The 26,184-nt window shown below is 68.1% G+C and carries 26 protein-coding genes; 17 read left to right on the top strand and 9 right to left on the bottom strand.

Annotated features, from left to right (window positions below; all coding sequences use genetic code 11):
* Positions 1-2 precede the first annotated feature (2 nt).
* Together AADI75_RS08520 and tldD are read left to right on the top strand one after the other, a co-directional pair.
* Positions 3-239, top strand: a complete 237-nt coding sequence (locus AADI75_RS08520; protein WP_341208608.1) for a zinc-finger domain-containing protein — start codon at positions 3-5, stop codon at positions 237-239.
* A gap of 35 nt (positions 240-274) precedes the next feature.
* Positions 275-1,690: a metalloprotease TldD gene (gene tldD / locus AADI75_RS08515; RefSeq protein WP_341208607.1), complete on the top strand. Its 1,416-nt coding sequence runs from the start codon at positions 275-277 to the stop codon at positions 1,688-1,690.
* Between the two features lie 24 nt (positions 1,691-1,714).
* Here tldD and AADI75_RS08510 read toward each other — a convergent pair whose 3' ends face one another.
* Positions 1,715-2,788: an acyltransferase gene (locus AADI75_RS08510; protein WP_341208606.1), complete on the bottom strand. Its 1,074-nt coding sequence runs from the start codon at positions 2,786-2,788 to the stop codon at positions 1,715-1,717.
* Between the two features lie 222 nt (positions 2,789-3,010).
* Here AADI75_RS08510 and AADI75_RS08505 point away from each other — a divergent pair, with 222 nt between their 5' ends.
* From AADI75_RS08505 to AADI75_RS08480, 6 genes are all read left to right on the top strand, one after another.
* Complete coding sequence (locus AADI75_RS08505) at positions 3,011-4,378, top strand: O-antigen ligase family protein (RefSeq protein WP_341208605.1); 1,368 nt, start codon at positions 3,011-3,013, stop codon at positions 4,376-4,378.
* Between the two features lie 138 nt (positions 4,379-4,516).
* Positions 4,517-5,068, top strand: a complete 552-nt coding sequence (locus AADI75_RS08500; protein ID WP_341208604.1) for a pyridoxamine 5'-phosphate oxidase family protein — start codon at positions 4,517-4,519, stop codon at positions 5,066-5,068.
* Complete coding sequence (locus AADI75_RS08495; RefSeq protein WP_341208603.1) at positions 5,068-5,268, top strand: DUF2007 domain-containing protein; 201 nt, start codon at positions 5,068-5,070, stop codon at positions 5,266-5,268. The genes AADI75_RS08500 and AADI75_RS08495 overlap by 1 nt, the downstream gene beginning before the upstream one ends.
* Positions 5,269-5,400: 132 nt before the next feature.
* Positions 5,401-5,739 (top strand): P-II family nitrogen regulator, encoded by a 339-nt coding sequence (locus AADI75_RS08490; protein WP_028967359.1) that lies wholly within the window; start codon positions 5,401-5,403, stop codon positions 5,737-5,739.
* A gap of 11 nt (positions 5,740-5,750) precedes the next feature.
* Complete coding sequence (locus tag AADI75_RS08485; RefSeq protein WP_341208602.1) at positions 5,751-7,175, top strand: ammonium transporter; 1,425 nt, start codon at positions 5,751-5,753, stop codon at positions 7,173-7,175.
* Between the two features lie 210 nt (positions 7,176-7,385).
* The gene (locus tag AADI75_RS08480; RefSeq protein ID WP_341208601.1) at positions 7,386-7,520 is read left to right on the top strand and encodes a hypothetical protein; all 135 of its coding nucleotides are present in this window, start codon (positions 7,386-7,388) and stop codon (positions 7,518-7,520) included.
* A 185-nt stretch (positions 7,521-7,705) separates the two neighbouring features.
* Here the strand turns inward: AADI75_RS08480 and AADI75_RS08475 are convergent, their stop codons facing one another.
* Both AADI75_RS08475 and AADI75_RS08470 read right to left on the bottom strand, forming a co-directional pair.
* Complete coding sequence (locus AADI75_RS08475) at positions 7,706-8,410, bottom strand: glutaminyl-peptide cyclotransferase (protein WP_341208600.1); 705 nt, start codon at positions 8,408-8,410, stop codon at positions 7,706-7,708.
* 139 nt (positions 8,411-8,549) lie between these two features.
* The gene (locus AADI75_RS08470; protein ID WP_341208599.1) at positions 8,550-8,900 is read right to left on the bottom strand and encodes a hypothetical protein; all 351 of its coding nucleotides are present in this window, start codon (positions 8,898-8,900) and stop codon (positions 8,550-8,552) included.
* Positions 8,901-9,007: 107 nt separating this feature from the next.
* Here AADI75_RS08470 and AADI75_RS08465 point away from each other — a divergent pair, with 107 nt between their 5' ends.
* Positions 9,008-10,456, top strand: a complete 1,449-nt coding sequence (locus AADI75_RS08465) for a S41 family peptidase (protein ID WP_341208598.1) — start codon at positions 9,008-9,010, stop codon at positions 10,454-10,456.
* Positions 10,457-10,505: 49 nt separating this feature from the next.
* Here the strand turns inward: AADI75_RS08465 and AADI75_RS08460 are convergent, their stop codons facing one another.
* Entirely contained in the window at positions 10,506-11,120 is a 615-nt protein-coding gene (locus tag AADI75_RS08460) for a methyltransferase (protein WP_341208597.1), read from the bottom strand.
* Positions 11,121-11,243: 123 nt separating this feature from the next.
* On the opposite strand from AADI75_RS08460, the gene AADI75_RS08455 reads away from it, so the two are divergent.
* Positions 11,244-12,569: an MFS transporter gene (locus AADI75_RS08455; RefSeq protein ID WP_341208596.1), complete on the top strand. Its 1,326-nt coding sequence runs from the start codon at positions 11,244-11,246 to the stop codon at positions 12,567-12,569.
* A gap of 126 nt (positions 12,570-12,695) precedes the next feature.
* Here AADI75_RS08455 and AADI75_RS08450 read toward each other — a convergent pair whose 3' ends face one another.
* The gene (locus AADI75_RS08450) at positions 12,696-14,990 is read right to left on the bottom strand and encodes a CDC48 family AAA ATPase (protein WP_341208595.1); all 2,295 of its coding nucleotides are present in this window, start codon (positions 14,988-14,990) and stop codon (positions 12,696-12,698) included.
* Positions 14,991-15,298: 308 nt separating this feature from the next.
* Between AADI75_RS08450 and AADI75_RS08445 the strand changes: the two genes are divergently transcribed.
* Positions 15,299-16,183, top strand: a complete 885-nt coding sequence (locus AADI75_RS08445; protein WP_341208594.1) for a LysR substrate-binding domain-containing protein — start codon at positions 15,299-15,301, stop codon at positions 16,181-16,183.
* Positions 16,184-16,361: 178 nt separating this feature from the next.
* On the opposite strand, the gene AADI75_RS08440 is transcribed toward AADI75_RS08445, so the two are convergent.
* Entirely contained in the window at positions 16,362-16,817 is a 456-nt protein-coding gene (locus AADI75_RS08440; protein ID WP_341208593.1) for a peptidylprolyl isomerase, read from the bottom strand.
* A 116-nt stretch (positions 16,818-16,933) separates the two neighbouring features.
* Between AADI75_RS08440 and mgtE the strand changes: the two genes are divergently transcribed.
* A complete protein-coding gene (gene mgtE / locus AADI75_RS08435) occupies positions 16,934-18,346 on the top strand; it encodes a magnesium transporter (protein ID WP_341208592.1) in 1,413 nt (470 codons plus the stop codon).
* Positions 18,347-18,379: 33 nt separating this feature from the next.
* On the opposite strand, the gene AADI75_RS08430 is transcribed toward mgtE, so the two are convergent.
* Both AADI75_RS08430 and AADI75_RS08425 read right to left on the bottom strand, forming a co-directional pair.
* Positions 18,380-19,906: a peptide chain release factor 3 gene (locus tag AADI75_RS08430; protein WP_341208591.1), complete on the bottom strand. Its 1,527-nt coding sequence runs from the start codon at positions 19,904-19,906 to the stop codon at positions 18,380-18,382.
* A 266-nt stretch (positions 19,907-20,172) separates the two neighbouring features.
* Complete coding sequence (locus tag AADI75_RS08425) at positions 20,173-21,015, bottom strand: cold-shock protein (RefSeq protein WP_341208590.1); 843 nt, start codon at positions 21,013-21,015, stop codon at positions 20,173-20,175.
* Between the two features lie 269 nt (positions 21,016-21,284).
* Here AADI75_RS08425 and AADI75_RS08420 point away from each other — a divergent pair, with 269 nt between their 5' ends.
* From AADI75_RS08420 to rpoN, 5 genes are all read left to right on the top strand, one after another.
* The gene (locus AADI75_RS08420; RefSeq protein WP_341208589.1) at positions 21,285-21,905 is read left to right on the top strand and encodes a ribonuclease D; all 621 of its coding nucleotides are present in this window, start codon (positions 21,285-21,287) and stop codon (positions 21,903-21,905) included.
* Entirely contained in the window at positions 21,898-22,530 is a 633-nt protein-coding gene (gene lptC / locus AADI75_RS08415) for an LPS export ABC transporter periplasmic protein LptC (RefSeq protein WP_341208588.1), read from the top strand. The genes AADI75_RS08420 and lptC overlap by 8 nt, the downstream gene beginning before the upstream one ends.
* Before the next feature lie 12 nt (positions 22,531-22,542).
* A complete protein-coding gene (locus AADI75_RS08410; RefSeq protein WP_341208587.1) occupies positions 22,543-23,079 on the top strand; it encodes an LptA/OstA family protein in 537 nt (178 codons plus the stop codon).
* A gap of 108 nt (positions 23,080-23,187) precedes the next feature.
* Entirely contained in the window at positions 23,188-23,982 is a 795-nt protein-coding gene (gene lptB / locus AADI75_RS08405) for an LPS export ABC transporter ATP-binding protein (RefSeq protein ID WP_341208586.1), read from the top strand.
* Positions 23,983-24,160: 178 nt separating this feature from the next.
* Complete coding sequence (gene rpoN, locus AADI75_RS08400; RefSeq protein WP_341208585.1) at positions 24,161-25,630, top strand: RNA polymerase factor sigma-54; 1,470 nt, start codon at positions 24,161-24,163, stop codon at positions 25,628-25,630.
* A 3-nt stretch (positions 25,631-25,633) separates the two neighbouring features.
* Here rpoN and AADI75_RS08395 read toward each other — a convergent pair.
* On the bottom strand, positions 25,634-26,184 hold a 551-nt coding region (locus AADI75_RS08395), incomplete at its 5' end, for an MATE family efflux transporter (RefSeq protein WP_341208584.1).

Raw genomic sequence — 26,184 nt, 5'->3', positions numbered from 1 at the left:
CCATGCGCCCGCCGTCCGAACTCGTCCGCACCTCCTCCGCCCGCGTCGCCTGCGACGGGGCGACCGACATTCCCGGCGGCGCGGCGCTCGGCCATCCGCGCGTGTGGTTGCAGATCGACGAGCATGGCTATGTCGATTGCGGCTATTGCGATCGCCGCTTCGTGCTGATCGGCGGGCCGGCGGACGGGGCCGACCACACCAAGCTGCCCGACATTTCCGAGGGCGCCAGCCCGCAATAGTGGCGGCGCGGTCATGGCGCGCCTATCTTGGCGCAATGACCGATCCCCGCTCCTTCCTGTACCGCGACACGCTCGACCCCGCGACCGCGCAGCGCGTCACCGCCGATGTGCTGGCGCGCGCCGACGACGGCGAGCTGTTCCTGCAATATCGCAAGGCGGAGGCGTTCGGGTTCGACGACGGGCGGCTGAAGACCGCCAGCTACGACACCACCGCCGGCTTCGGCCTGCGCGCGGTGTCGGGCGAGATGACCGCCTTCGCGCACGCCAACGAGCTGAGCGAGGCAGCGATCCGCCGCGCGGGCGAGACGATGGCGCTGATCGATCCGTCGACCGCGACCAGGGCCGCCGCACCGGCGCGCACCAACCATCGCCTCTATACCGACGCCGATCCGCTCGATCTCGTGCCGTTCGCCGACAAGGTGAACCTGTGCCAGACGATCGACGCCGCGGCGCGCGCGCGCGATCCGCGCGTTGCGCAGGTGTCGGTCGGGCTGTCGGGAACGTGGAGCGTGGTCGAGATCGTCCGCGCCGACGGCTTCGTCGCCACCGACGTGCGCCCGCTGGTGCGGCTCAACGTCTCGATCGTCGCCGAGGCGAACGGGCGGCGGGAGACCGGATCGTTCGGGGTCGGCGGGCGCTATCTCTACGACCGGGTGATGACGCCCGACATGTGGAACCGCGCGATCGACGAGGCGCTGGCGCAGGCGCTGGTCAACCTCGAGGCGGTCGATGCGCCGGCGGGCGAGATGACGGTGTTGCTGGGGTCGGGCTGGCCCGGCGTGCTGCTCCATGAGGCGATCGGCCACGGGCTGGAGGGTGATTTCAACCGCAAAGGCACCTCGGCCTTTTCCGGGCGGATCGGCGAGCGCGTCGCGGCGCCGGGCGTGACGATCGTCGACGACGGCAGCCTCGCCGACCGGCGCGGCTCGCTGACGATCGACGACGAGGGCACGCCGACGTCGGAGACGATCCTGATCGAGGACGGCATCCTCAAGGGTTATATGCAAGACCGGCTCAATGCGCGGCTGATGGGGGTCGCGCCGACCGGCAACGGACGGCGCGAGAGCTTTGCGCATGCGCCGATGCCGAGGATGACCAACACCTTCATGAAGGCCGGCACGGACGATCCCGCCGAGCTGCTCAGCCGCGTGAAGAAGGGCATCTTCGCCAAATCGTTCGGCGGCGGGCAGGTCGATATCGTCTCGGGCAAGTTCACCTTCTCGTGCACCGAGGCCTACCGGATTGAGGATGGCAAGCTCGGCGCGCCGATCAAGGGCGCGACGCTGATCGGCGACGGGCCGAGCGTGCTGACCAAGGTGCTGGGCGTCGGCCACGACTTCGCGCTCGACGAGGGGATCGGCGTGTGCGGCAAGGGCGGGCAGAGCGTGCCCGCGGGCGTCGGCCAGCCGTCGCTGCTGATCGACGGGCTGACGGTGGGCGGGACGGCCTGAGCGCCGTCCGGTCGCGAACGAGTGCTATTCCGCGGGCACCGCAGCGACCGCGCGCGCCCTGCCCCGCCCGTAGCGCTGCGCCCACCGATGCGTCGGCGCTTCGACCACCAGCCAAAACACGATCGCGCCGCCGGTGCACAGGACGAGATACGCCAGCACCTTGCCGCTGTCCGCGATCACGCCGTCGCCGAACACGCGCCGCACGATGCTGCCGCTCAGCACCAGGATCGGGAAGTGGACGAGATACAGCGAGTAGGAGATCGCGCCCAGACCGATCAGCCACCGCTGCCGCCCGCCCGCCCCGAGCCAGCCGGCGCGTGACGCCCCGAACAGGCCGATCGCGGTCAGCATCGCGGGGGTGTTGAACACCTCCTCGGTCCCCGGCGCTCGCCACAGCGCGATGACGGCGATCACCGCCAGCGCCGCCGCCGGCACGACGCCGGCGCGCCGCCAGCCCGCGGCATAGGCCAGCGCCCCGGCGGCGAAGGCGAACCAGAAGTTCAGGAAGATGCCGCGCGGCACCCAATGCTGGTCGCCGACGCTGGAGGCGACCGCGGCGAGGATGAAGGCGGCGGGCAGCAGCCAGGCCGCACGCCGGACGGCCGGCGCGCCCGCCCGCGCGTGGCACCACGCCCATGCGCCCAGCAGCGTGACGATGTAGAATTGCACCTCATAGGTCAGCGTCCAGTATACGATCTGGATATCGGGCAGCCCGAGCAATTCCTGCAGGTAGAACAGATGTCCGATCACCGTGGCCGGCGCGGGCCACGGAAGCGGTTCGCCGTGGACCATCGCCACCGCCGCGCTCGCGACCAGCGCGATCGGGATTGACAGCCAATAGGCCGGATCGAGGCGCAGGCTGCGACGGATCGCGAACGTGCCCGCATAGCGGCCGTCGACCCGCTTTCCCCACAGGCTGTGCGCGATCACGAACCCGCTGAGGACGAAGAACACCGCCACCCCGCCGCGCCCGTCATCGAACACGATCTCGCGGACCGGCGACGGCATCGCGGTATAGAGGGTACGGATGCTTTGCAGCGTCCAGACATGGAACAGCACGACCCACAGGGCGGCGAGCCCGCGCAGGACCTGCAGCAAGTCGAAGCGTGTTGCCGGACCGGCAGCAACGGTCCCGGCACCCTCCCGCGCGTGCGGAGCGGAGGGAGGCATTGTTCCTGCTTTCTTGCCCAAGGACCGTCCACGTTGCAGCTTGATTCTTAACCCGCCCGCTATACCGACGATTCCTTGACGCGGTAATAAATCGACGGCGGCCAGGGCGGTGACGTGCACCCTCCTGCCCGGGTCGCGGAGACACACGCCTTGAAATGGGTTTTGCTCGCCCTGCTGCTGGGTCTTTGTCCGCTGTTCATCCAATATGCGCGACAGCCACGCTACCGGCCGATCTTCGGCTTCGCCTTCGGGGCGCTGCCCTTCCTGTTGTCGTTCCTGCACCTTTATATCGCGCCGGTTTCGTTCGCTTATTGGCCAGGGCACACCAAGGGCATCGAGGTATCGCTGATCGATTCGCTGGCGGTGGCGGTGCTGATCGCCACGCCGCGACGGCGCACGCGCCCCCCGTTCGTCTGGGCCTTCCTCCTCTACATCTTTCTGACGACGATCACCGTCACCTGGGCGATCGATAAGCTCGCCGCGCTCGGCTATGCGGTGCAGCTCATGCGGATGCTGCTGGTGTATCTCGCGGCGCTGCGGCTCTCGACGACGCCGCGCATCGCGCCGGCGGTCGTCGCTGGCGGCGTCTTCGCGCTGCTGTTCCAGCTCTTCTTTGCGGTGCAGCAGCATTTCCAGGGGGTGCTGCAGGCCGTGGGCACGTTCGGCGCGCAGAACCTGCTGGGGCTGATGACCAATCTGGTCGCCTTGCCGGCGCTGGCGATCCTGCTGTCCGGCGGGCGTCGCTGGTATGCCAAGGCCGGGCCGGTGGTGGCGTTGCTGATCGACCTCTTCACCGCCTCGCGCGCGACGATCGGCTTCGGGGCGATCGGCATGGGCGGGTTGCTGGTGGTGGCGAGCGTGTGGCGGTGGACCCCGCGCAAGCGGACGATGAGCGCGCTGGCGGCGGTCGCGATCCTGTGCGTCACCCCGTTCGCGATCCGGATGATCGGCGAGCGGTCGAACCACAACAATGTCGAGAGCAGCGACTCGGAGCGACAGGCGTTCAAGCGCGCCGCCTGGGCGATGATCCACGATCACCCGGCCGGCGTCGGCGCCAACAGCTATGTCATCGTCAGCAACGTCGACGGCTATTCGGCGCGCGCAGGCGTGGTCGCGTCGCAGGGCAGCCGCTCGACCAACGTCCACAACAGCTATCTGCTGGTCATGGCCGAAACCGGCGTGGCCAGCATCGTCTTCGTCGTCGTGATGATCGGCGGCGGGTTGCTGATGATGTTGCGCACCGCCTTCCGCCACCGCAGCGACCGGCGCGGCGACGTCCTGATCGGCTTCGGCATGACCCTGCTCACCGCCGGGCTGCACCTGAACTACGAATGGGCGTTCGTGATCTTCCCGGTCCAATATGTGATGTTCTTCTATCTGGGGCTCGGGATCGGGATCGCCGAGCAGGTCGAGGCCGATGCCGTGCGTGCGCGCCGAGAGGCGCTGGCGGCGCGTCGTCAGGCCAAGGACGCTTCCGGCGACGAACCCGCCGCCGGGCCGCTGCCCGCAGGCGCCTGATTGCCCCGCCCTGCCGCCGTCGGGCGGGCCGCTCTTCCTTGCGCGAGCGGGTCGACGCTTGTCGGACGCGACCGGATCGTGCTTCATGGCGCCAACGGCGCTGGGCATCGTCCATGCGCCTTTATGCGGAGCCGACCGATGGCCAAGTTCTTCCCTGCCCTGACGCCCGACCATCGCGCGTTCGTCGCCAAGCAGCCGGTGTTCTTCGTCGCCACCGCCGCCGCCGATGCGCGCGTCAACCTCAGCCCCAAGGGCATGGACAGCTTCCGCATCCTCGACGACACGACGGTCGCCTATCTCGATGTCGCGGGATCGGGGAACGAGACCAACGCGCATCTGCTCGCCGACGGGCGGATCACGATCATGTTCTGCGCCTTCGACAATCCCGCGCTGATCTTCCGCATCTACGGCCGCGGCCGTCCGGTGCTGCCGCAGGATGACGAATGGGCGGACCTCGCCGCGCATTTCACGCTGCTGCCCGGCACGCGGCAGATCTTCGTGATCGCGGTCGACGAGGTGCAGACGTCGTGCGGCTGGGGCGTGCCGTACATGGCGTTCGAGCGCGAGCGCGACACGCTCAACAAATATCACGCGAGCACCGACGATGCCACGCGCTTCGGCAAATATGCCGTCCGCACCCACAGCATCGACGGGCTGCCCGTGCGCAGCCCGACGCGCGTGCCCGCCTGATGGCGCTCGTCGAACTCGGCCGCTACGACCGCAACCTCGCCAACATCCTCGTCGCGCGGCTTGAATCCGACGGCATTCCCGCGCTCGCCTTCGACGGGGGCGCGAGCATCGCCGATGGCAGCTGGCTGCTGATCCCGGTCCGCGTCATGGTCGACGAGGACGATCTCCTCGCCGCACAGACGATCGCGGGCGCTGCCTGATTTTTGAGCAGCGGTGACGCGCTGCACAATTATTAACGATCGTTAGCACCTTTCGACCTGCCCGCGCCCTCTGCGTGCAATTGGCACGCTGTTTGCGAAGCTCCCGGACGGGACAAACGCAAAGGGGGCGTGATGAAGCTGGTCATAGCCATCATCAAACCGTTCAAGCTCGACGAGGTGCGCGAGGCGCTCACCACCGTCGGTGTGGCCGGGATGACGGTGTCGGAGGTGAAGGGGTTCGGTCGCCAGAAGGGCCAGACCGAAATCTACCGCGGCGCCGAATACAGCACCAACATGGTGCCCAAGATCAAGATCGAGGTCGTGTGCGCCAGCGACATCGCCGACCGTGTGGTCGAGGCGATCCAGGCCGCCGCCAACACCGGCGCGATCGGCGACGGCAAGATCTTCGTGCTCGATGTCGGACAGGCGGTGCGGATCCGCACCGGCGAAACCGACGACACGGCATTGTGATGGGGGGACCGATGACGCTTTCCAGAAAGATTGCGGGCAGCGCCGGGGCGTTGGCCGCCACGCTGCTCACCGCCGCGCCGGCGCTGGCGCAGGGCGCTGCCGGCCCGGTCCGCGCACCGGGCGCCGAAGCCGCCGTCGCGATGATCAACAAGGGCGACACCTCGTGGCTGCTGATCTCGGCGGCGCTGGTGCTGATGATGTCGATCCCTGGCCTCGCGCTGTTCTACGGCGGGCTGGTGCGCACCAAGAACATGCTCAGCGTGCTGATGCAGGTGTTCATGATCGTCTCGGTCGCCAGCCTCGTGTGGGTGTGCTGGGGCTACAGCATGGCCTTCACCAGCGGCAATGCGTTCGTCGGCGGGCTGTCGAAGGCGTTCCTCGCCGGCGTCGGGCCGACTTCGGTCGCGGCGACCTTCTCCAACAACGTCTACGTGCCCGAATATGCGTTCATCGCCTTCCAGATGACCTTCGCGTGCATCACGCCCGCGCTGATCGTCGGTGCGTTTGCGGAGCGGGTGAAGTTCACGCCGCTGCTGATCTTCGTCGTGCTGTGGCTGACGATCGTCTATTTCCCGATGGCGCACATGGTCTGGTACTGGGCGGGCCCGGACTTCCTGGCCGACGCGCCGACCGACGCCGGGCTGCTGTACGGCTGGGGCGCGCTCGATTTCGCGGGCGGCACGGTGGTGCACATCAACGCCGGGATCGCGGGCCTCGTCGGCTGCCTCATCATCGGCAAGCGCCACGGCTACAAGTCGGAGCCGATGCCGCCGCACTCGCTGACCATGACGATGATCGGCGCCTCGCTGCTGTGGGTCGGCTGGTTCGGGTTCAACGCCGGCTCCAACCTGGAGGCCAATGGCGGCGCGGCGCTCGCGTTCGTCAACACCTTCGTCGCCACGGCCGCGGCGGCGGTCGCCTGGGCGGTGATCGAGCAGATCGTCCACAAGAAGCCGTCGCTGCTGGGCGGCGTGTCGGGGGCGGTCGCCGGCCTCGTCGCGATCACCCCGGCTGCGGGCTTCGCGGCGCCGATGACCTCGATCATCCTCGGCTTCGTCGCCAGCGCGGTGTGCTTCTTCTTCGTCACCACGGTGAAGAACAAGCTCGGCTATGACGACACGCTCGACGTGTTCGGCGTCCACTGCATCGGCGGGATCATCGGCGCGATCGCGACCGGGATCGTCGCCGACCCGTCGCTCGGCGGTCAGGGCTTCATCGACTACACCAGCTTCCCGTCAGTCGCCGGCAAATATGACATGGCCGCGCAGGTCATCACGCAGATCAAGGCGGTCGTGCTGACGCTGGTGCTGTCGGGCGGCGTGTCGGCGGTGCTGTTCTACGGCATCAAGGCGACGATGGGGCTGCGTCCCTCGCTCGAGGTCGAGGTCGAGGGTCTCGACATCAACGAGCATGGCGAACGCGCCTACAATTATTGACGACTTCGCGGGGTGGCGACGGTCGCCGCCCCGCCACCGATGTTCCTCCTGCGGACAACACCTCGAGGCCCGGCGCGGAAACGCGACCGGGCCCTTTTTTGCGTGCTGCGCTGCAAGATGACGTCGGGCCCGGGATGCGCTATATAAGTGTCCGGCGTCGGGCGATCCCGTACCAGCGAGACCCCGGCTCCGAGAAGGAGAGGATGGGTCATGTTGAGGATCAGGAACGCGGGCCATCACGGCATGGTCGCCGCCGGACTCGCGGCGATGTTCACCGCTGCGATACTTGGTGCACAGCTTGCCGCGGATGCAGTGGTCTATGTCGGCGAGCTGCTGATACGCTGACGAGCGCGCAACAACGGCAATTGGGTTCTTTGACTCGTCATTGCGAGCGTAGCGAAGCAATCCAGAGCCGGACCAGGACGCCCTGGATTGCTTCGCTACGCTCGCAATGACGCAGCAAGTAGATGCTACCGCGCTCTAAAGCCATTCCCGTCGCCCCAGACTTGATCCGGGGCGACAAAGGTAGGTTAATTCGGTAACCGGATCTCGAACATCGTCGGCCAGCGCTTTCCGGTGACGAACAGCCGCCGCGCCTTCGCGTCCCAGGCGATGCCGTTCGCCACCGCCTCGGGATCGCGCGCGCCGACCTCGGCGACGATCGCGCGCAGGTCGATCACGCGCGTCACCACGCCGCTGCGCGGATCGATCGCGACGATGAACGGCTGGTGCCAGACGTTAGCGAGGATTTGCCCGTCGACCATCTCCAGCTCGTTGATCTGATCGAGCGCCCGCCCGGCGAAGGTGACCGTGACGGTCCGTCGCACCTTCATCGTCGCCGGATCGTGGAAGGTCAGCGTCGCGCTGCCGTCCGAACGGATCAGCGAGGTCGCATCGGACGTCAGCCCCCAGCCTTCGCCGGCATACCGCATCGTCCCCAGCGGCTTGAGCGTCGCGGCGGTCCAGCGGTGCGCGATGCCGTCATGCCAGGTCAGGCTGATCGCCTGTCCCTTCCACAGCGCCAGCCCCTCGCCGAACTGCGCCGCCGGGATCGTACGCCGCAGCGTGACCTTGCCGCTGACCGGATCGACGCGCCGCACGTCGGATCGCCCCTCCAGCCCGACACTCTCGATCAACGCCCCGCCATGCCACACCAGCCCCTCTGTAAAGGCGGCGCGATCGTGCGGCAGCCGCCGAACGACGATTGGGACGACCAGCGCAGGCTGGCGCGCCATGACGGCCGACGCGGCCTGGGGCGGAGCCGCCCCGGCCGGACCGGCGAGGGCGAGAAGCGGAAGAAGCAGCCAGCGCGACATGCGCTTGCGGTACGATGCCGCGCGCCGCGGAGCAATCACGTTGCGGCGCGTGGCGCGGTCATCCCGCTTTCGCCGGTGTGCCCGCGACCGCGTTGACGGTTGCGATCCCCTGGTCGTTGATCGACACCACCCACGGCGTCCCGTCGTCGCAGGTGGCGACCCAGCTCGGATTGCCCTGGATCGCCGGCCCGGCGATCGAGCGCGTCACGCCCTGGCACGCGCGGCCCGCGTCGCTGATCGCGCGGAACAGCACGCCGTTGCGCTCTTTCTCGTTCAACTGCCCGATCTGCGCCAGATAATTGCCGCTGCTGTTGTTCGTGGCGGCCGAGGCATTGTCCGCCTGCGACGACGAGCCGCAGGCGGCGAGCGACAGCGGCAGGATGGCAGCGATCATGGCGTGGCGAATCATGGATGGCCCCTCGACGGCGAACGATGCGCCGGTTTAACATTCTTCACAGCTTCGGGTTGCACCTTCCTTGCGATGGTCGTGGGGAGCGAATCGTGAGGGTCTTTGTGATGCGTGGACGACGGTCGATCGGGCTGGTGGCGGGATTGGCGATGCTGGCATCGTGCGGCGGCGGGGACGGCGGCGGCACGAGTGCGGGGTCCAGCAGCGGCAGTGCCGGCGGCGGCGCGACCGGAGGCGTCACCACCCCCACCGGTTGCGCGCTGCGTGCGCGGCAGAACTGGGTGCAGGCGGAGATGAACGAATGGTATCTCTTTCCGGAGACGCTGCCCACCAGCATCGATCCGGGCAATTATACCGACGTCGACAGCTTCCTCGACGCGCTCACCGCCACCGCGCGGGCGCAGCGCAAGGATCGCTATTTCACCTACCTGACCTCGCTGGCGCAGGAGAATGCCTATTATTCGTCGGGCGCGACCGCGGGGCTCGGCGTGCGGCTGGCGTTCGATGCGACCAACCGGCTGTTCGTGACCGAAGCCTATGAGAATGCGCCGGCCTTGAACGCCGGGATCGATCGCGGCGCGCAGATCGTCGGCATCGGCAACACCGCGACGTCGATCCGCTCGGTCGCCGACATCCTGGCGAGCGGCAACGACGCGCTCGACAGCGCGCTCGACACGTCCAGGCCCGGCACCGTCCGCTTCCTGCGCATCACCGACGCCAACGGCACGCGCGACATCTCGGTGGCGAGCGCCGATTATGCGATCTCGCCGGTGTCGACGCGCTATGGCAGCAAGGTGATCGACGATAACGGGCGCAAGGTCGGCTACGTCAACCTGCGCACCTTCATCGACATCGCCGACGACCAGTTGCGCAGCGCCTTCGGCACGTTCCGCGCGCAGGGCGTGACGCAGGTGATCGTCGACCTGCGCTATAACGGCGGCGGGCTGCTCGACACCGCCGAGACGTTCACCGACCTGCTCGGCGCCGCGCGCTCGACCAGCGATGTGCAGGCGTACACCACCTTCCGCTCGTCGAAGTCGAGCCAGAACCAGATCCGCCGCTTCGCCAGCGAGATGAATGCGATCGCCCCGACGCGGATCGCGTTCATCGGCACCGGGCAGACCGCGTCGGCCAGCGAATATGTCATCAACGCGCTGATCCCGTACCTGCACGGCGATCTCGCGCTGGTCGGCAGCAACACCTACGGCAAGCCGGTCGGGCAGATCGCGCGCGACAATCCGTCGTGCAGCGACGACCGGCTGCGCGTGATCGCGTTCGCGCTCCAGAATTCGGCGCGGCAGGGCGATTATTACGACGGCCTCGCGACCAAGGTGGAATCAAGCTGCCAGGCCGCCGACGATTACACGCGGCAGCTGGGCGACGCGAACGAGACCTCGGTGCGCACCGCGCTCGACTGGATCGCGGGGCGCGGCTGCACGCGGATCGGCGCGAGCGCGTCGGCGGCGCGGACGACGGGGCTGTTCGCGGGCTCGCAGCGCCCGGTGCTGGCGACCAACCCGACCACCGCACAACGCGAGACGCCGGGACTGTATTGAGCGAAATTTGGACGTCGCCCCGGATCACGTCCGGGGCGACGGCGAACGGCTAGTCCTTCCAGCCCCAATAGAGCTGCGCCGGCGGCACGTTCCACCATTCCATATCGTGATCGATGCGGTCGAAGTGCGGCGCGATGAAGTCGCGGACCTTGGGGCTGAACTGATAGACGAGGAACGCACCGCCGACGCGCAGCACGCGCTGCGTCGCGGCGGCGATCGCCGGACCGATGCCGTCGGGCAGCGTCGAGAACGGCAGCCCCGACAGCACGTAATCGGCGCCCTCATGCCCGTGTTCCGCAACGATCCGCTCGACGTCCGCCGCCGAGCCGTGCACCGCGACGAAGCGTGAATCGGTGATCGTGTGGTCGAGGTAGCGGATGAAGTCCGCATTGGTGTCGATCGCGATCAGCATCGCGTCGGGCGCCATCCGCTCGAGGATCGGGCGGCAGAAGGTGCCGACCCCCGGACCATATTCGACGAACAGCTTGCAATTGGCCCAGTCCACCGGGCCCAGCATCTTCGCGATCAGCCGGTCCGACGAGGGGATGATCGAGCCGACCATGACGGGGTGCTTCAGGAAGCCGGTGAAGAACATCTGCCACGGTCCGGGCACGCCGGCGGCTTTGCTGCGGTCGCGCCGCACGGCGTCGGTGGAACTGGTCATGTGGAAAAAACGGCTCCCGAACCTGGTGTGATGACGTTTTCGCGTCATCCGCATGACGAACGCCTTGCAGGCGAAGCGGTTGCCATAGCCGGGTTGCGCGCGGCCCCCAAGGCCCTAATCGACATGGGCACAGGACCGGGGCCACGGGAGGGATCGGGAGCGGTGGCGGTGAAGCAGGCGCGGGACACGACATTCGCCTTGATGTTCATGGTGATGCTGACGATCGCGGCCGGCAACACCGCGCTGCAGTCGGTGCTGCCCGCGCTCGGCCGCTCGCTGGGCGTGCGCGATGCCGAGGTGGCGCTCGCCTTCTCGATCTCGGCGCTGTTCTGGGTGCTGGCCGCGCCGTTCTGGGCGCATCGCTCGCACCGTCACGGGCGGCGCGCGATGATCCTGCTTGGGCTCGGCGGCTATGCGATCAGCCTCGTGCTGTGCGGCGTGTTCCTGCTCGCGGGGATCAACGGCTGGATCGGCGGCACCGCGGCGTTCGTGCTCTTCATCCTCGGTCGCGTGATCTACGGCGCGACCGGCGCCGCCGCCCCGCCCGCGGTGCAGGCGCTGGTCGCGGGCAGCACGACGCGGGAGGAGCGGACGCGCGCGTTGACCCTGCTCGCCTCCGCGTTCGGGCTGGGGACGATCCTCGGCCCCGCGCTCGCACCCTATCTGATCCTCGGCCATATCGGTCCGGTCGCGATCGGGCTTGCGGCACCGGCGTTCGTCTTCGCGCTGTTCGGCGCGGCGATGCTGGTCGCGGTGTGGCGACGGCTGCCCGACGATCGACGCGTCGCCGACGACGCGCACGGCGCCGCCACCGCCTATCCGTCGATCGGCGGCCAATCCTCGGGCGCGAGCGTCACCGCGGCGATCGCGCCGGAGGGCGGCGGACGGATCGGTGCGCTCGACCCGCGCCTCCGCTGGTGGCTGCTGGTGGGACTGGTGATGGGTCATGCGCAGGCGATGACCGGACAGGTGATCGGCTTCCTCGTCATCGACCGGCTCGGCGTGTCGCCGGTCGACGCGCTGGGCGCGACCGGGCTGGTGCTGATGACCGGGGCGGGCGCATCGCTGCTCGCGCAATGGGGAATGATTCCGCTGCTCGATCTGCGCCCGCGCGCGCTGGTGCTGGTCGGGCTCGCGCTCGCCGCCGCCGGCTGCTGGGCGACCGGTCACGCCACCACCCTGCCCGCGATCGCCAGCGGCTATGCGCTCGCCAGCCTCGGCTTCGGGTTCGTCCGGCCGGGGTTCACCGCCGGGTCGAGCCTCGCGGTCGACGCGTCATTGCAAGCGTCGGTGGCGGGCAAGGTGACGAGCATCAGCGGCGCGAGCTTCGTGCTCGGGCCGTCGATCGGCGTGGCGCTTTACGGCGTCGGGCATGCGTTGCCCTATGATGCCGCCGCGATCGCATGCGTGGCGATGTTGCCGCTCGGGTGGCGGGCGCTCAGGGAATAGGTTTTCTCGCGCAGAGACGCAGAGGCGCAGAGATGTTGCGCCGCAGGCTGACGAACGATCCTTCGTGACGGATGGATAGTTTGCCTGCGGCGCAACATCTCCGCGTCTCCGCGCCTCCGCGTGAACCTAAACCTCCTTGCCCCCCGGCCGCGCGGTCAGCTGGCCCGGCGCGATGAAGCCGATCGGCTGGATCGCATTCGCCTCCTGCTTCAGCCGCGCCGCCATCTGCTCGTAATCGCGCTCCACCTCCGGCGTCACGCTCGCGCGGCTTTCCTCCAGCGCGCGCTCGAAATGCGCGCGGCGCACCTCGCGCGTGTCGAGCGACTCGCGCAGCGCGATCAGGCCGGCGCGCCGCACGACATCCTCCAGATCGGCGCCGGTGAAGCGCTCGGTCCGCGCCGCCACCGCATCGAGGTCGACGTCGGGCGCCAGCGGCATCTTCTGCGTTTGGATGTCGAGGATCCGCCGCCGCCCCGCCGCATTGGGCACGCCGACATAGACCAATTCGTCGAACCGTCCGGGCCGCAGCAACGCCGGGTCGATCAGGTTCGGACGATTGGTCGCGCCGATCACCACCACCGACTGGAGTTCCTCCAGCCCGTCCATCTCGGCAAGGATCGTGTTGACCACGCGCTCGGTCACCTGCGGCTCGCCCAGCCCGCCGCCGCGTGCCGGGACCAGCGAGTCGAGTTCGTCGATGAAGATCACGCACGGCGCGACCTGCCGTGCGCGCTGGAACAGCCGCGCGATCTGCTGCTCGCTCTCGCCATACCATTTGCTGAGCAGGTCGCTCGATTTGGTGGCGATGAAATTCGCCTGCGCCTCGCGGGCGACCGCCTTGGCGAGCAGCGTCTTGCCCGTGCCCGGCGGGCCGTAGAGCAGGAAGCCCTTGGCGGGACGGATGCCCAGCCGCCGGAACGCGTCCGGGTCCTTCAGCGGTAGCTCGACGCCTTCCTTCAGCCGCATCTGCGCATCATCGAGCCCGCCGACGTCGGACCATTTGACGGTCGGCGCCTGCACCATCACCTCGCGCATCGCGCTCGGCTGGACACGCTTCAGCGCCTCGCCGAAATCCTCGCGCGTCACCGCGAGCGTGTCGAGCACCTCGGCCGGGATCGTGCGATCCTCCAGGTTGAGCCGCGGCATGATCCGCCGCACCGCCTCGATCGCCGCCTCACGGGTCAGCGCGCCGAGATCGGCGCCGACGAAGCCGAACGTTTGGCGTGCGAGCTGGTCGAGGTCCACCGCATCGCCCAGTGGCATGCCGCGCGTGTGGATACCCAGGATCTCGCGCCGACCGCGCTCGTCGGGGACGCCGACGATGATCTCGCGGTCGAAACGGCCCGGCCGGCGCAGCGCCTCGTCGATCGCCTCGGGGCGGTTGGTCGCCGCGATCACCACCAGATTGGCGCGCGCCTCCAGCCCGTCCATCAGCGTCAGCAGTTGCGCGACGACGCGCTTCTCCGCCTCGCCCGACACTTGGCCGCGCTTGGGCGCGATCGAGTCGATCTCGTCGATGAACACGATCGACGGCGCGGCCTTGCTGGCTTCCTCGAACACCTGCCGCAGCCTTTGTTCGGATTCGCCATAGGCCGAGCCCATGATCTCGGGGCCGTTGATGAGGAAGAATTGCGCGTCGGACTCGTTCGCCACCGCACGCGCCAGCCGCGTCTTGCCGGTGCCGGGCGGCCCGTGCAGCAGCACGCCCTTGGGCGGATCGACGCCGAGCCGCTGGAACAGTTCGGGATAGCGCAGCGGTAGCTCGACCATCTCGCGGAGCTGATCGATCGTCTGCCCCATGCCGCCGATGTCGTCATAGGTGACGTCGGCACGGCGCGCGGCCTGCGGCTCCTCATATTCGGGGCGCAGCTCGATCTCGGTGCTCTCGTCGATATGGACGACGCCCTTGGGGCTCGCCGAGACGACCAGCAGGCGGATTTCCTGGAGCGCATAGGCAGGCGCGTTGACGTAGCGCTCCATCCCCGGCGGCATGTTCTGGACGCGCTGGTGGCCGGCGGTGGCGACGATATCCCCCGCGCACAGCGGCCGGCCGAAGAAGGTGCGCTTCAGCGCGTTGGTCGATCCCTGCAGGCGCAAATTCTGCTGCGCGGGCGCGAAGACCACGCGCGTCGCCGCCTTCGATTCGGCGCGCCGCACCTCGACGAAATCGCCCGAGCCGACTCCGGCATTGGCACGCTGCAACCCGTCGATGCGGACCAGCTCCAGCCCCTCGTCCTCGGCATAAGGGCCGATCGCGCGCGCCGGGGTGGTCTTCTTGCCGACGATCTCGACGACGTCGCCGTCGGTGATCCCCAGCGCGGCGAACACCGCACGCGGCAGATGCGCGACGCCGCGCCCGCTATCCTCGGGCCGCGCGTTCGCAACCTGCAACTTCACCACTGTTTCGTCGGCATCCGCCATGTCGTTCCTTTCGCGCGGCCAGGGGCCGAGCGCAGGAGATAGGGAGGCGGTTCCGCATTGCGAGCCGACGCGCCACGCGAGGCAGACGAAAAAAAGGCCAGCCCCAGGGGGCCGGCCGTTTGAAGTTTTTAGGAGAGGATGCCTGAAAGGCCCATCCTATGTGCGCCGCGGCATTCACCTTCGCAAGTGCGAAATGGTAGCGGTATGCTTGCATTTTCTGCAAGTGTCGCGGCGATTGTTGTTGCGCGCGGGACCGGATGTTGCATGATGCACCGCAACAGCCAATCTGGACCATTCGCGATCCCGCCATGCGCCGGCTTCCGCCCCTCACTGCGATCGAGGCCTTCGTGGCCGTTGCGCGCCTCGGCTCGATCAAGGCCGCGGCGCAGGAGCTTGCGCTGTCGCCTCCGGCACTCAGCCGCCGGATCCAGACGCTCGAACGCTTCATCTCGCGCCCGCTGTTCGATCGCCGCCATCAGGCGATGGTCCCCAATGCCGATGGCGAGCGGTTGCTGGCGGCGATCGCCCCCGCGCTCGATGGCATGTCCGACGCGATCGAGGGGATGACCAGCGGCAACGACGTGCTGCGGCTGCGGCTCGGGGTGCTGCCGCTTTATGCGTCGCAGCGATTGTTCCCGCGGCTGGGCGAGCTACGCGCCGCGCATCCCGAACTGCACCTCGACATCGATACCGGTGGCAACGCGCTCGCGCGACTCGGCGAGGGGCTCGATGCGGTGATCGTCGTCGCGCGCGATATCGACCCGATGCTCTATTCGGAGCGGCTCGACCGCAACATGGTGTACCCGATCGGTGCGCGCGCGTTGCTCGACGGGCAACATCCACTGCGCTCACCCGAACAGATGCGCCAGCACAGCGTATTGCTCCACCGCGACATGCCCGACACGTTCGCGGCATGGAGTCAGGCGGCCGGCTATCCGGGGATGGAGCCGGTCGCGATCGACTATTTCGATACCGGCGTGCTGATTCTGGAGGCGGCGGCGCAGGGGCTGGGCGTCGCCTTCATGCACGAGAATCACTTCCAGGACGCGAACGACCCGCGGCTGGTGCGATTGTTCGATATCGATGTCACCAGCCCGTACAGCTACTGGTTCGCGTGCCGCCCGCGCGCGCTCCAGACCAAGCCGGTCAAGATCTTCCGCGACTGGCTGATCCGGACGCTGCGCGAGGGGTGATTTCCGTGTGCGGGGGGACTGTCGAAAGCGCTGTCCTACACCGTCCAACATTCGGCATCATGCGGCCGGGCCGCGCACCGCGATCGAACGGCGCGCGTGCTCCTGCCCCGCGTGGCGCAAACTTTGCCAACTTAGGAGCCGCCCCGGCATCCGGACACCGGGGCGAGTCGCGACCGGATCAGGCCGCCTTCATCGAGACGATCTTGCCGGGGTTCGCGGGCGGCTCACCCTTGGGCAGCGCGTCGATCAGCTCCATCCCGTCGGTCACCTGACCCCAGACGGTGTACTGCCCGTCGAGGAAGCGCGCATCGTCGAAGCAGATGAAAAACTGCGAGTTCGCCGAATTCGGGTCCATTGTCCGCGCCATCGAACAGGTGCCGCGCACATGCGGCTCCTTGCTGAATTCCTGCTTGAGGTTCGGCTTGTCCGACCCGTGCATCCCGGTGCCGGTCGGATCGCCGCCCTGCGCCATGAAGCCGGGGATCACGCGGTGGAACACCACGCCGTCGTAAAAGCCGTCGTTCGCCAGCTCGGCGATCCGCGCGACATGCTCGGGCGCCAGATCGGGGCGCAGCTTGATCGTCACGTCGCCGCCGTCCAGCGTCAGGGTCAGCGTGGAATAGGTCTCGGTCACAGGCAGTTCCTTTCTTGCCGTATGCGCGCGCCCCTATCGGTCCCGCGCCCGGCTGGCAAATGCATGACGCCCGCGCTAGGTGCCGGAGCGTCGACGCGCAACAAGGGAGCCGGCAGATGAGCGAGACCGAGCTGCGCGACGCCTATGAGGAGCAGGACGACCGCGAGGAGCGCCTCGACGAAGACGACCGGCTCAAGCCCGAGTTCGTCCGCGCGGTGCTCGACGCGGTCGAGGCCGGCGACGTGGCCGAAGCGCATGCGCTGGTCGAGCCGCTCCACCCCGCCGACATCGCCGATCTGTTCGAGCTGACTCCCGAGGATTGCCGCCGCGATCTCGCCGCGGCGGTCAGCGATCTGCTCGACGCCGACGTCTTCGCGGAGATGAACGACTACGTCCGCGAGGCGCTGATCGACGCGCTCGACGCGCGGCAGGTCGCGGATATCGCCAGCGAACTCGATACCGACGACGCGGTCGCGATCATCGAGGACATGGAGCCGGAGGACCAGCGCGAGGTCCTGCGCGCAATGGAGCCCGACGATCGCGCCGCGATCGAAGAGGCGCTGTCCTACCCCGAGGAATCCGCCGGTCGCCTCATGCAGCGCGATCTGGTCGCGGTGCCGGAGCATTGGACGGTCGGCGACGTGCTCGACTATCTGCGCGCCGACGAGACGCTAACGACCGATTTCTGGGAAATCTTCGTGGTCGATCCGACGCATGAGCCGGTCGGCACCTGCTCGCTGAGCTGGATCCTCCGCACTCCCCGCAGCATCGCGATCGCCGACGTCATGCAGCGCGAACAGACGCTGATCCCGGTCGACATGGACCAGGAGGAGGTCGCGCTGCGCTTCCAGAAGTACGCGCTGATCTCCGCCGCCGTCGTCGACGGCTCCGGGCGGCTGGTGGGCATGATCACCGTCGACGACGTCGTCCATATCATCCAGCAGGAGGCCGGCGAGGACGCGCTGCGGTTGTCGGGCGCAGGCGAAGGCGATATCAACGAGCCGATCCGGTTCACGGTGCGTACCCGGCTGACCTGGCTGCTGATCAACCTGCCGACCGCGATGTTGGCCGCGACCGTCGTCGGCCTGTTCGACGAACGGATCGCGCGCTTCGCGGTGCTCGCGCAATTGATGGGGATCGTCAGCGGGATGGGCGGCAACGCCGGCACGCAGACGCTCGCCGTCGTCGTGCGCGCGCTCGCCACCAACCAGCTGACGGGCTCGAACACCATGCGGATGATCGTCCGCGAGTTGCGCATCGCCGGCAGCAACGGCGTCGGCCTCGGGCTGCTGGTCGGGGCGGGCTCCTATCTGTGGTTCGGCAATCCGGCGCTGGCGACGGTGTTCGGGTTGGCGTTGTTCATCAACAACATCGTCGCCGGGCTCGCGGGTGTGCTGGTACCGGTGACGCTCGACCGGTTCGACGTCGATCCGGCCGTGGCGTCGTCGGTGTTCGTCACGACCTGCACCGACTCGCTGGGATTTTTCACCTTCCTCGGGCTTGCGGCGCTGTGGGGATTGGGGGGATAAACCTCCCCTTCATTCCGCCGGCATGCGAGTGACTTACCGCTCGCGCGTCGCGGCGAACTTCACCTTCGGGTAGCGGTCCTGCACATAGCCGACCTCCCACGCGCTCTTGGCGAGAAACACCGGATTGCCGTCGCGGTCCTTGGCCATCGCCGAGCGATTCAGGTCGGTGAAGTTCTTCAGCTCCGCCGGGTCCTCCGCCGAAATCCAGCGCGCAGTGTCGAACGGCGCCGGCTCGAGCCCGGCCGCGACCTTATATTCCGCATCGAGCCGGCTGAGCAGCACGTCGAGCTGCAGCTGCCCGACGACGCCGATGATCCAGTTGCCGCCGATCTCGGGATAGAAGACCTGCGTCACCCCTTCCTCGGCCATGTCGTCGAGCGCCTTGCGAAGCTGCTTGGTCTTGGTCGGGTCCTTGAGCGCGACGCGGCGCAGGATTTCGGGCGCGAAATTGGGCAGACCGGTGAAGCGGACATCGGCCCGCTCCGACAGCGTATCGCCGACGCGCAGCGTGCCATGATTGGGGATGCCGATGATGTCGCCCGGAAACGCCTCATCCGCGACTTCGCGATTCTGCGCGAAGAACAGGATCGGCGAATGGACCGCGATCGGCTTGCCATGGCCCGTCGGGGTCAGCTTCATGCCGCGCTTGAAGGTGCCCGAGCAGAGCCGCATGAACGCGATCCGGTCGCGATGCTGCGGGTCCATGTTGGCCTGCACCTTGAAGACGAAGCCGGTGACTTCCTTCTCCTCCGGCGCGACCGGCGCGGGCTCGGCGGGCTGCGGACGCGGCGGCGGGGCATAGTCGCTGAGCGCCGCGATCAGGTCCGCGGGGCCGAAATCCTTGAGCGCCGAGCCGAAATAGACCGGGGTCAGATCGCCGTTGCGATACGCCTCGGCATCGAAGGACGCGTAACCGGCCTGCGCCAGCTCGATCTCCTCCGCCACCGCCTCGGGCAGCGTCGGTGCCTCTTCGATCTTGCCCTGGAACAACCGGCTGTCGCCCTCGGGGCGTGCGATGCGGTTGGTGGACAGGTCGAGGATGCCCTCGAACGTGCCCCCCATCCCGACCGGCCATGTCATCGGGCAGACATCGAGCGCCAGCATGTCGGCGATCTCGTCGAGCAGCTCGAACGTCGGCCGGCCTTCGCGATCGACCTTGTTGACGAAGGTGATGATCGGCACCGAGCGTAGCCGGCACACCTCGAACAGCTTGCGCGTCTGCGCCTCGATGCCACGCGCCGCGTCGATGACCATGATCGCCGAATCGACCGCGGTCAGCGTGCGATAGGTGTCCTCGCTAAAATCCTCGTGCCCGGGGGTGTCGAGCAGGTTGAAGGTGATCCCGCCGCTTTCGAACGTCATCACGCTGGACGTGACCGAGATGCCGCGCTGCTGCTCAATCTTCATCCAGTCCGATCGTGCGCGCCGGTTCTGCCCGCGCGCCTTCACCTCGCCGGCGAGATGGATCGCGCCGCCGAAATAGAGCAGCTTCTCGGTCAGCGTCGTCTTGCCCGCGTCGGGGTGGGAGATGATCGCAAAGGTACGGCGGGGAGACGTCATGCGGGTTCCAGCGGTTCGGGCAACTGCCGCGGTCGCGCGGCGATGTGGAGCGCGCGGATAGCAGGATGACGCGCGGAGGGACAGGGGCGCGCCGGACGTCTATACCGTTCTTGCGGCTCGACCCGTGATCCTGATTCTTTCGGGCGGGCATAGGACAGCCGGGAGCCGGATCACGTCCGGGGCGACGAAGGAGGAAGGTCAAACGACAACGGCCCGCCCGACCGAAGTCGCGCGGGCCGCCGTTCGTTCACGAGGAACCGGGCTGCTTAGCTGCCCGACTCCAGGTTCACGGCCGCGTACTTGCCGCGACGATCGACCTCGATCTCGAAGCTCAGGCGGTCGCCCTCGTTGAGCGTCGGCATCCCCGCGCGCTCGACGGCCGAGATGTGCACGAACGCATCGGGCTGTCCGTCGTCGCGCTGAATGAAGCCGAAGCCCTTCATCGCGTTGAAGAACTTGACGGTGCCCGTCGCCTTCTCGCCCGTCAGCTGACGCTGCGCGCCACCCGCTGCACCACCGGCCCGCGGACCGCGATCGCCACGGTCGCCGAAGCCACCTTCACGCGGCGGCGCACGATCGGTAACGGCCATCGGCTCGCCATCGATCTTCAGATCGGTCGCCGACACGCGGCCACCGCGATCGACCAGGGTGAAGCCGAGCGGCTGCCCCTCGGCCAGACCCGACAGACCCGCCTGCTCGACCGCCGAGATGTGCACGAACACGTCCTCGCCGCCGTCATCACGGACGATGAAGCCGAAGCCCTTCTGCCCGTTGAAGAACTTGACCACGCCGGTGCCTTCACCGACGACCTGCGGGGGCATGCCGCCACCGCCGCCGCCACCGAAGCCGCGGCCACCGCCGCCACCACCGAAGCCGCCGCCACCGCCGCCGCGGAAACCACCGCCACCGCCGCCGCCGAAGCCACCGCCGCCACCACCGAAGCCGCGACCGCCGCCAAAGCCGCCACCGCCACGATCTTCAAAGCCGCCGCCGAAGCCGCCGCCACCAAAACCGCCGCCGCCGCCGAAATCGTCACCGCCGCCGAAGCCGTCGCGCTTGTCGCGCCCACGCCCGCCGCGCTGCCCGCGGCCGCCCTTGTCGTAACCCATAACCCTGTTCGTCTTCCCGGTCCGCCCGATAACTGTCATCAGGGCCACGCGCAGGACGGCGAACGCGGCTCCCCTCGACGCAGGACCTACTGCGCCTCATCACCTCCATAGACCATCTTGCGCCGCCCTGCGAATCGTTTTCCGCATCTTTTCAAGCAATGACCGCCAAGTGCCGCAGATCGGTCGCATTGTTGCCACGTTCCGTCGTCGCGGTGCGCACGAGTCACGAAGCGATTGAGCCCGGCGACCCGCGCCGTTACAGGCCGCATATGGCTGTACACCTGCATGAAGAAGACCTGCCCGGCGACGTGTTCGCCGCCGGCGCCGCGATCGCCGTCGACACCGAGACGATGGGGCTTGTCACCCCGCGCGATCGTCTGTGCCTGGTGCAATTGTCGGATGGCGGCGGGGACGAGCATCTCGTGCGCTTCGCGCCGGGCAGCGACTATGCCGCGCCGGTGCTGCGACAGGTGCTGGCCGATCCCGGTCGGCTGAAGCTCTATCATTTCGGCCGCTTCGACATTGCGGCGATCCGTCACTATCTCGGCGTCGTGGCCGCGCCGGTCTATTGCACCAAGACCGCGTCGCGGCTGGTGCGGACCTACACCGATCGGCACGGATTGAAGGAGCTGGTGCGCGAATTGCTGGGGCAGGACATCTCGAAGCAGCAGCAATCCTCCGACTGGGGCGGCCCGGTGCTGAGCGATGCGCAGCGCGATTACGCCGCCTCGGACGTTCGCTACCTGCACCGCCTGAAGGAAGAGCTCGACCGTCGTCTGGCGCGCGAGGGCCGCACCGCGCTGGCGCAGGCGTGTTTCGACTTCCTGCCGGCGCGTGCCGAGCTGGACCTGGCGGGCTGGCCGGAGGTGGACATCTTCGCGCATGTCTGACGTTGCGCTCCGCGTCCGATCGGAACGGCAGCGCTGGGCGCAGCCCGGCGGGCGGCACGATCGCGTCATCGCGATCGCCAACCGCGCGTTGCCGGCCTCGATCGGCGTGCTGTTCGCGTTCCTCGTGATGGCGCCACTGACGATGGGCGGAGACGCGTCGTTCGTCCTCGACAAGAATCGTGTCGAGGTCGCCAAGGAACGCATGAAGCTGCGCGAGGCGCGCTATCGCGGCACCGACGCCAAGGGGCAGCCGTTCGAACTCGACGCCGGCTCGGCGGTCCAGAAAAGCTCCGCCGAGCCGATCGTGCGGATCGCCGAAATGGCCGCCGCGATCCAGCTGTCGGACGGTCCCGCGACGCTCACCGCGCCGACCGGCCGTTACGATATGGACAGCGAGCAAGTAAACGTCGACGGCCCGATCAAGGTGCGCGGGCCGAATAACTACACGCTCGACACCGACAATGCGGTCGTCGACCTGAAATCGCGGCGCCTGCGCTCAACGGGCGCGGCGACGGGCACGGTGCGCCAGGGCACGTTCAGCGGCGACACGATGAGCGCCGACCTGGAGGCGCGCACCGTCACGCTCGACGGCAATGCCCGCTTGCGGTTTACCCCCAGAAAATAGAGAAGCCTTCGCATGTTGCGCCTTGCCGTCGCCCCTGCCCTGCTGACGATGCTCGCCGTTCCCGCGGCGGCGCAGACGCGGCACGACACCGCCGCGCCGATCGATTTCGGCGCGGATCACATCGAATTGCAGGATCGCGCCAACCGCGCGGTGCTGTCGGGTAACGTCAAGGTCCGCCAGTCCGAGATGACGCTGACCGCTCAGCGGATGACCGTCGCCTATACCGGTCAGGTGATCGACGGCAGCCCGCAGGTATCGCGGCTGGATGCCAGCGGCGGGGTGACGGTGGTGCGCCCCGACCAGACCGCGCGCAGCCAGTTCGGCGTCTACGATCTCAATCGTCGTGTCATCACGATGCTGGGCGGGGTGAAGCTGACGCAGGGGGGCAATACTGTCAACGGCGGGCGGCTGACGATCAATCTCGACAGCGGCCGCGCAGTGATCGACGGTTCGTCGGTCGCCGGCGGCGCGGCTGCGGGCACCGGTGCGGTCACGCAGGCGCCGGGTGGGCGCGTCACCGGCACCTTCTCGGTGCCCAAGCGCAACTGATCGCGGCGCGGCACGTCGGGGGTTCCCGTCCGCGCCGGCTTCCTGCATGAATCCTGCCAGTCGCGGCGTTGACGAAGCGGTAACCCTGTTCTGAGAGAGCGACAGACGATGGACGGCACCACGACGACGCTGAACCGCGAAGGGCTCGACCGGGTGGAGCCGATCCACGAGGCCGAGCTTGGCCGCGGGCTGCAGGTCGTCTCGATCGCGAAGAGCTATGACAAGCGCGTGGTGCTGACCGACGTGTCGGTGACGGTCGGGCGGGGCGAGGTGATCGGGCTGCTGGGGCCGAACGGTGCGGGCAAGACGACCTGCTTCTATTCGGTGATGGGGCTCGTGAAGCCCGATTCGGGCCGAATTATGCTCGATGGCGACGATATCACCGGGCTGCCGATGTACCGCCGCGCGATTCTCGGCCTCGGCTATCTGCCGCAGGAAACGTCGATCTTCCGCGGGCTGACGATCGAGAAGAACATCTCGACCGTGCTCGAGCTTTCCGAGCCGGATGCCGCGGCGCGCGCCGACAAGCTGGAGCAATTGCTCGGCGAGTTCGGACTGACCCGGCTGCGCGACGCCCCCGCGATGGCGCTGTCCGGCGGCGAGCGACGGCGCGCGGAGATCGCGCGCGCGCTGGCGGCCGATCCGTCGATCATGCTACTCGACGAACCGTTCGCGGGCATCGACCCGATCTCGATCGCCGACATCCGCAATCTGGTCTGTCAGCTGAAGGATCGCGGCATCGGGGTGCTGATCACCGATCACAATGTGCGCGAGACGCTCGACATCGTCGACCGCGCGTACATCATCTACGACGGCAAGGTGCTCTTTACGGGCAGCCCGGAAGAACTGGTGCGCGACGAAAACGTCCGCCGGCTCTATCTGGGTGAGGATTTCGCGCTGTAGGCGATGCGGGTCGGGATGTGCGCCCTCTCCGACCCGTCACCCCTGCGAGGCAGGGGCCCATGGCTGCAGATTGCGAGTACAACCTCGACACACAGTTGGCGGGCTATGTGTCCCGCCGCCCGTCGAAACTCGACAGTCATAGACCCCTGCCTTCGCAGGGGCGACGGGTCATAGCGGCATGAGTCTCGCCCCGCGCCTCGACCTGCGGCAATCGCAATCGCTGGTGATGACGCCGCAGCTCCAGCAGGCTATCAAGCTGCTGGCGCTGAGCAATCTCGAGATCGAGGGCGTCATCGCCGAGGAACTCGAACGCAACCCGCTGCTGGAGGCGACGCGCGGTGGCGACGACGCACCGGACGCGGTTCCGATCGAGACGCCGACCCGCGACGAACCGGCCGGAGCCGATGAACTCGTCGTCTCTGGCGAGGCGACCGGCGAGACCCTCGACGTCGATATCGCCGCCGAACGCTTCGACGATTCGCAGGCCGACCATGCCGGCCTGTCGTCGAGCGCGGCCCCGGCCAGCGGCTCGGGCGAGGCGCCCGATCTGGACGCGTTCGCCGACACCAGCGAAAGCCTCGCCGATGTGCTGCTCGCGCAGGCAGGAGCGGCGTTCGACGAAGCGGAGCTGTTCATCGCGCGCGCGTTGATCGACCAGATCGACGAAGCCGGGTATCTGCGCGCCGACGTCGCGGAGCTGGCGCAGCGGCTGGGCGTCGCGGTCGCGCGGGTCGAGCGGGTGCTGACCATCATCCAGCGCTTCGAGCCGACGGGGGTCGGCGCACGCGACCTTGCCGAATGTCTCGCGATCCAGGCGCGCGAGGTCGATCGCTACGATCCGTGTATGGCGCGGCTGCTCGATCATCTCGACCTGCTCGCGCGCGGCGACCTGACGCGGCTCAAGCGGCTGTGCCAGGTCGATGACGAGGATATGACGGACATGATCCGCGAGCTGCGCGCGTACGATCCCAAGCCGGGCTGCCGCTATGGCGGCGACCCGCCCGCGCCGGTGATCCCCGATCTGTCGGTGACGCGCATCAAGGCCGGCTGGGCGATCGAGCTGAACGCCGCGACGCTGCCGCGCGTACTGGTCAACAAGGGCTATTATACCGAACTGGCGGGCGGCAAGCAGGACAAGGCGGGCAAGGCGTGGCTCGCCGACAAGCTCGCGAGCGCCAACTGGCTGGTCAAGGCGCTCGATCAGCGGCAACGGACGATCATCCGCGTCGCAACCGAGATCGTGAAGCAGCAGGAGGCGTTCTTCCTGCGCGGCGTCGCACATCTCCGCCCGCTGACGCTGCGCCAGATCGCCGAGGCGATCGACCTGCACGAATCGACCGTCAGCCGCGTCACCAGCAACAAATATCTCAGCTGTGCGCGCGGCGTGTTCGAGCTGAAATACTTCTTCACCTCGGCGATCGCCGCGGCCGACGGCGGCGATGCGGTGTCGGCGGAGGCAGTGAAGAGCGCGATCCGCGCGCTGATCGCGGGTGAAGGCGACATGATCCTGTCGGACGACACGCTGGTCGAGCAGCTCAACGCCAAGGGCTTCGACATCGCGCGCCGCACCGTCGCCAAATATCGCGAGGCGATGGGGATCGGCAGCTCGGTCCAGCGCCGCCGCGCCCGCGCGCTGCAACGCGCCTGAAGGTCAGCCTACCGGCATCGTCTTCGCGGCGGGCTGGCATTCGGCCATCGTCTGTTCTTCGCCCTCGTGCGGCGCGGCGGGCAGCTTGCTGCGGCGCCAGCCGCCGTGGCGATAGAAAGCGATCATCATCAGCATCGATCCGATCGACCCAGCCGGGAAGCTCCACCAGATCGCCTCCGCCCCCCATGACGGCTCCAGCCCGGCCGCCATCCCGAGCCGCAGCGGGAACATCGCCAGCGCCAGGATCACCAGCGGCCCGACCACCGATCCGTTGGCGCGCACCGTCGCCGACAGCACCATCGACACGCCGAACAACACAAAGCTCCACGCCGCGATCAGGTTGATCCGCACCGCGATGTCGATCGCGCCGCTGTCCTGCCCAAGAAACAGCCACAGCACGTCGCGGTCGAGCAGCGCCAGCACCACGACCAACCCGCCGGTCAGCGCCAGGTTGGTGACGATCCCGACGCGCGTGATGCGGTCGACCCGCGACCATGCCCCCGCGCCGATATTCTGCGCCGCCATCGCGCTGACCGCCGCGCCGACCGCCATCG

This window comes from uncultured Sphingomonas sp. (assembly GCF_964021865.1).
Classification (GTDB): Bacteria; Pseudomonadota; Alphaproteobacteria; order Sphingomonadales; family Sphingomonadaceae; genus Sphingomonas.
This window is presented reverse-complemented; position numbering and strand designations above follow the sequence as displayed.

Coding starts and splice junctions, on each gene's coding strand:
- AADI75_RS08520 (WP_341208608.1), top strand. CDS start 3: ATGCGCCCGCCGTCCGAACTCGTCCGCACCTCCTCCGCCCGCGTCGCC.
- tldD (WP_341208607.1), top strand. CDS start 275: ATGACCGATCCCCGCTCCTTCCTGTACCGCGACACGCTCGACCCCGCG.
- AADI75_RS08500 (WP_341208604.1), top strand. CDS start 4,517: ATGGCCAAGTTCTTCCCTGCCCTGACGCCCGACCATCGCGCGTTCGTC.
- AADI75_RS08495 (WP_341208603.1), top strand. CDS start 5,068: ATGGCGCTCGTCGAACTCGGCCGCTACGACCGCAACCTCGCCAACATC.
- AADI75_RS08490 (WP_028967359.1), top strand. CDS start 5,401: ATGAAGCTGGTCATAGCCATCATCAAACCGTTCAAGCTCGACGAGGTG.
- AADI75_RS08485 (WP_341208602.1), top strand. CDS start 5,751: ATGACGCTTTCCAGAAAGATTGCGGGCAGCGCCGGGGCGTTGGCCGCC.
- AADI75_RS08480 (WP_341208601.1), top strand. CDS start 7,386: ATGTTGAGGATCAGGAACGCGGGCCATCACGGCATGGTCGCCGCCGGA.
- AADI75_RS08475 (WP_341208600.1), bottom strand. CDS start 8,410: ATGGCGCGCCAGCCTGCGCTGGTCGTCCCAATCGTCGTTCGGCGGCTG.
- AADI75_RS08470 (WP_341208599.1), bottom strand. CDS start 8,900: ATGATTCGCCACGCCATGATCGCTGCCATCCTGCCGCTGTCGCTCGCC.
- AADI75_RS08465 (WP_341208598.1), top strand. CDS start 9,008: ATGCGTGGACGACGGTCGATCGGGCTGGTGGCGGGATTGGCGATGCTG.
- AADI75_RS08460 (WP_341208597.1), bottom strand. CDS start 11,120: ATGACCAGTTCCACCGACGCCGTGCGGCGCGACCGCAGCAAAGCCGCC.
- AADI75_RS08455 (WP_341208596.1), top strand. CDS start 11,244: ATGGGCACAGGACCGGGGCCACGGGAGGGATCGGGAGCGGTGGCGGTG.
- AADI75_RS08450 (WP_341208595.1), bottom strand. CDS start 14,990: ATGGCGGATGCCGACGAAACAGTGGTGAAGTTGCAGGTTGCGAACGCG.
- AADI75_RS08445 (WP_341208594.1), top strand. CDS start 15,299: ATGCGCCGGCTTCCGCCCCTCACTGCGATCGAGGCCTTCGTGGCCGTT.
- mgtE (WP_341208592.1), top strand. CDS start 16,934: ATGAGCGAGACCGAGCTGCGCGACGCCTATGAGGAGCAGGACGACCGC.
- AADI75_RS08430 (WP_341208591.1), bottom strand. CDS start 19,906: ATGACGTCTCCCCGCCGTACCTTTGCGATCATCTCCCACCCCGACGCG.
- AADI75_RS08425 (WP_341208590.1), bottom strand. CDS start 21,015: ATGGGTTACGACAAGGGCGGCCGCGGGCAGCGCGGCGGGCGTGGGCGC.
- AADI75_RS08420 (WP_341208589.1), top strand. CDS start 21,285: ATGGCTGTACACCTGCATGAAGAAGACCTGCCCGGCGACGTGTTCGCC.
- lptC (WP_341208588.1), top strand. CDS start 21,898: ATGTCTGACGTTGCGCTCCGCGTCCGATCGGAACGGCAGCGCTGGGCG.
- AADI75_RS08410 (WP_341208587.1), top strand. CDS start 22,543: ATGTTGCGCCTTGCCGTCGCCCCTGCCCTGCTGACGATGCTCGCCGTT.
- lptB (WP_341208586.1), top strand. CDS start 23,188: ATGGACGGCACCACGACGACGCTGAACCGCGAAGGGCTCGACCGGGTG.
- rpoN (WP_341208585.1), top strand. CDS start 24,161: ATGAGTCTCGCCCCGCGCCTCGACCTGCGGCAATCGCAATCGCTGGTG.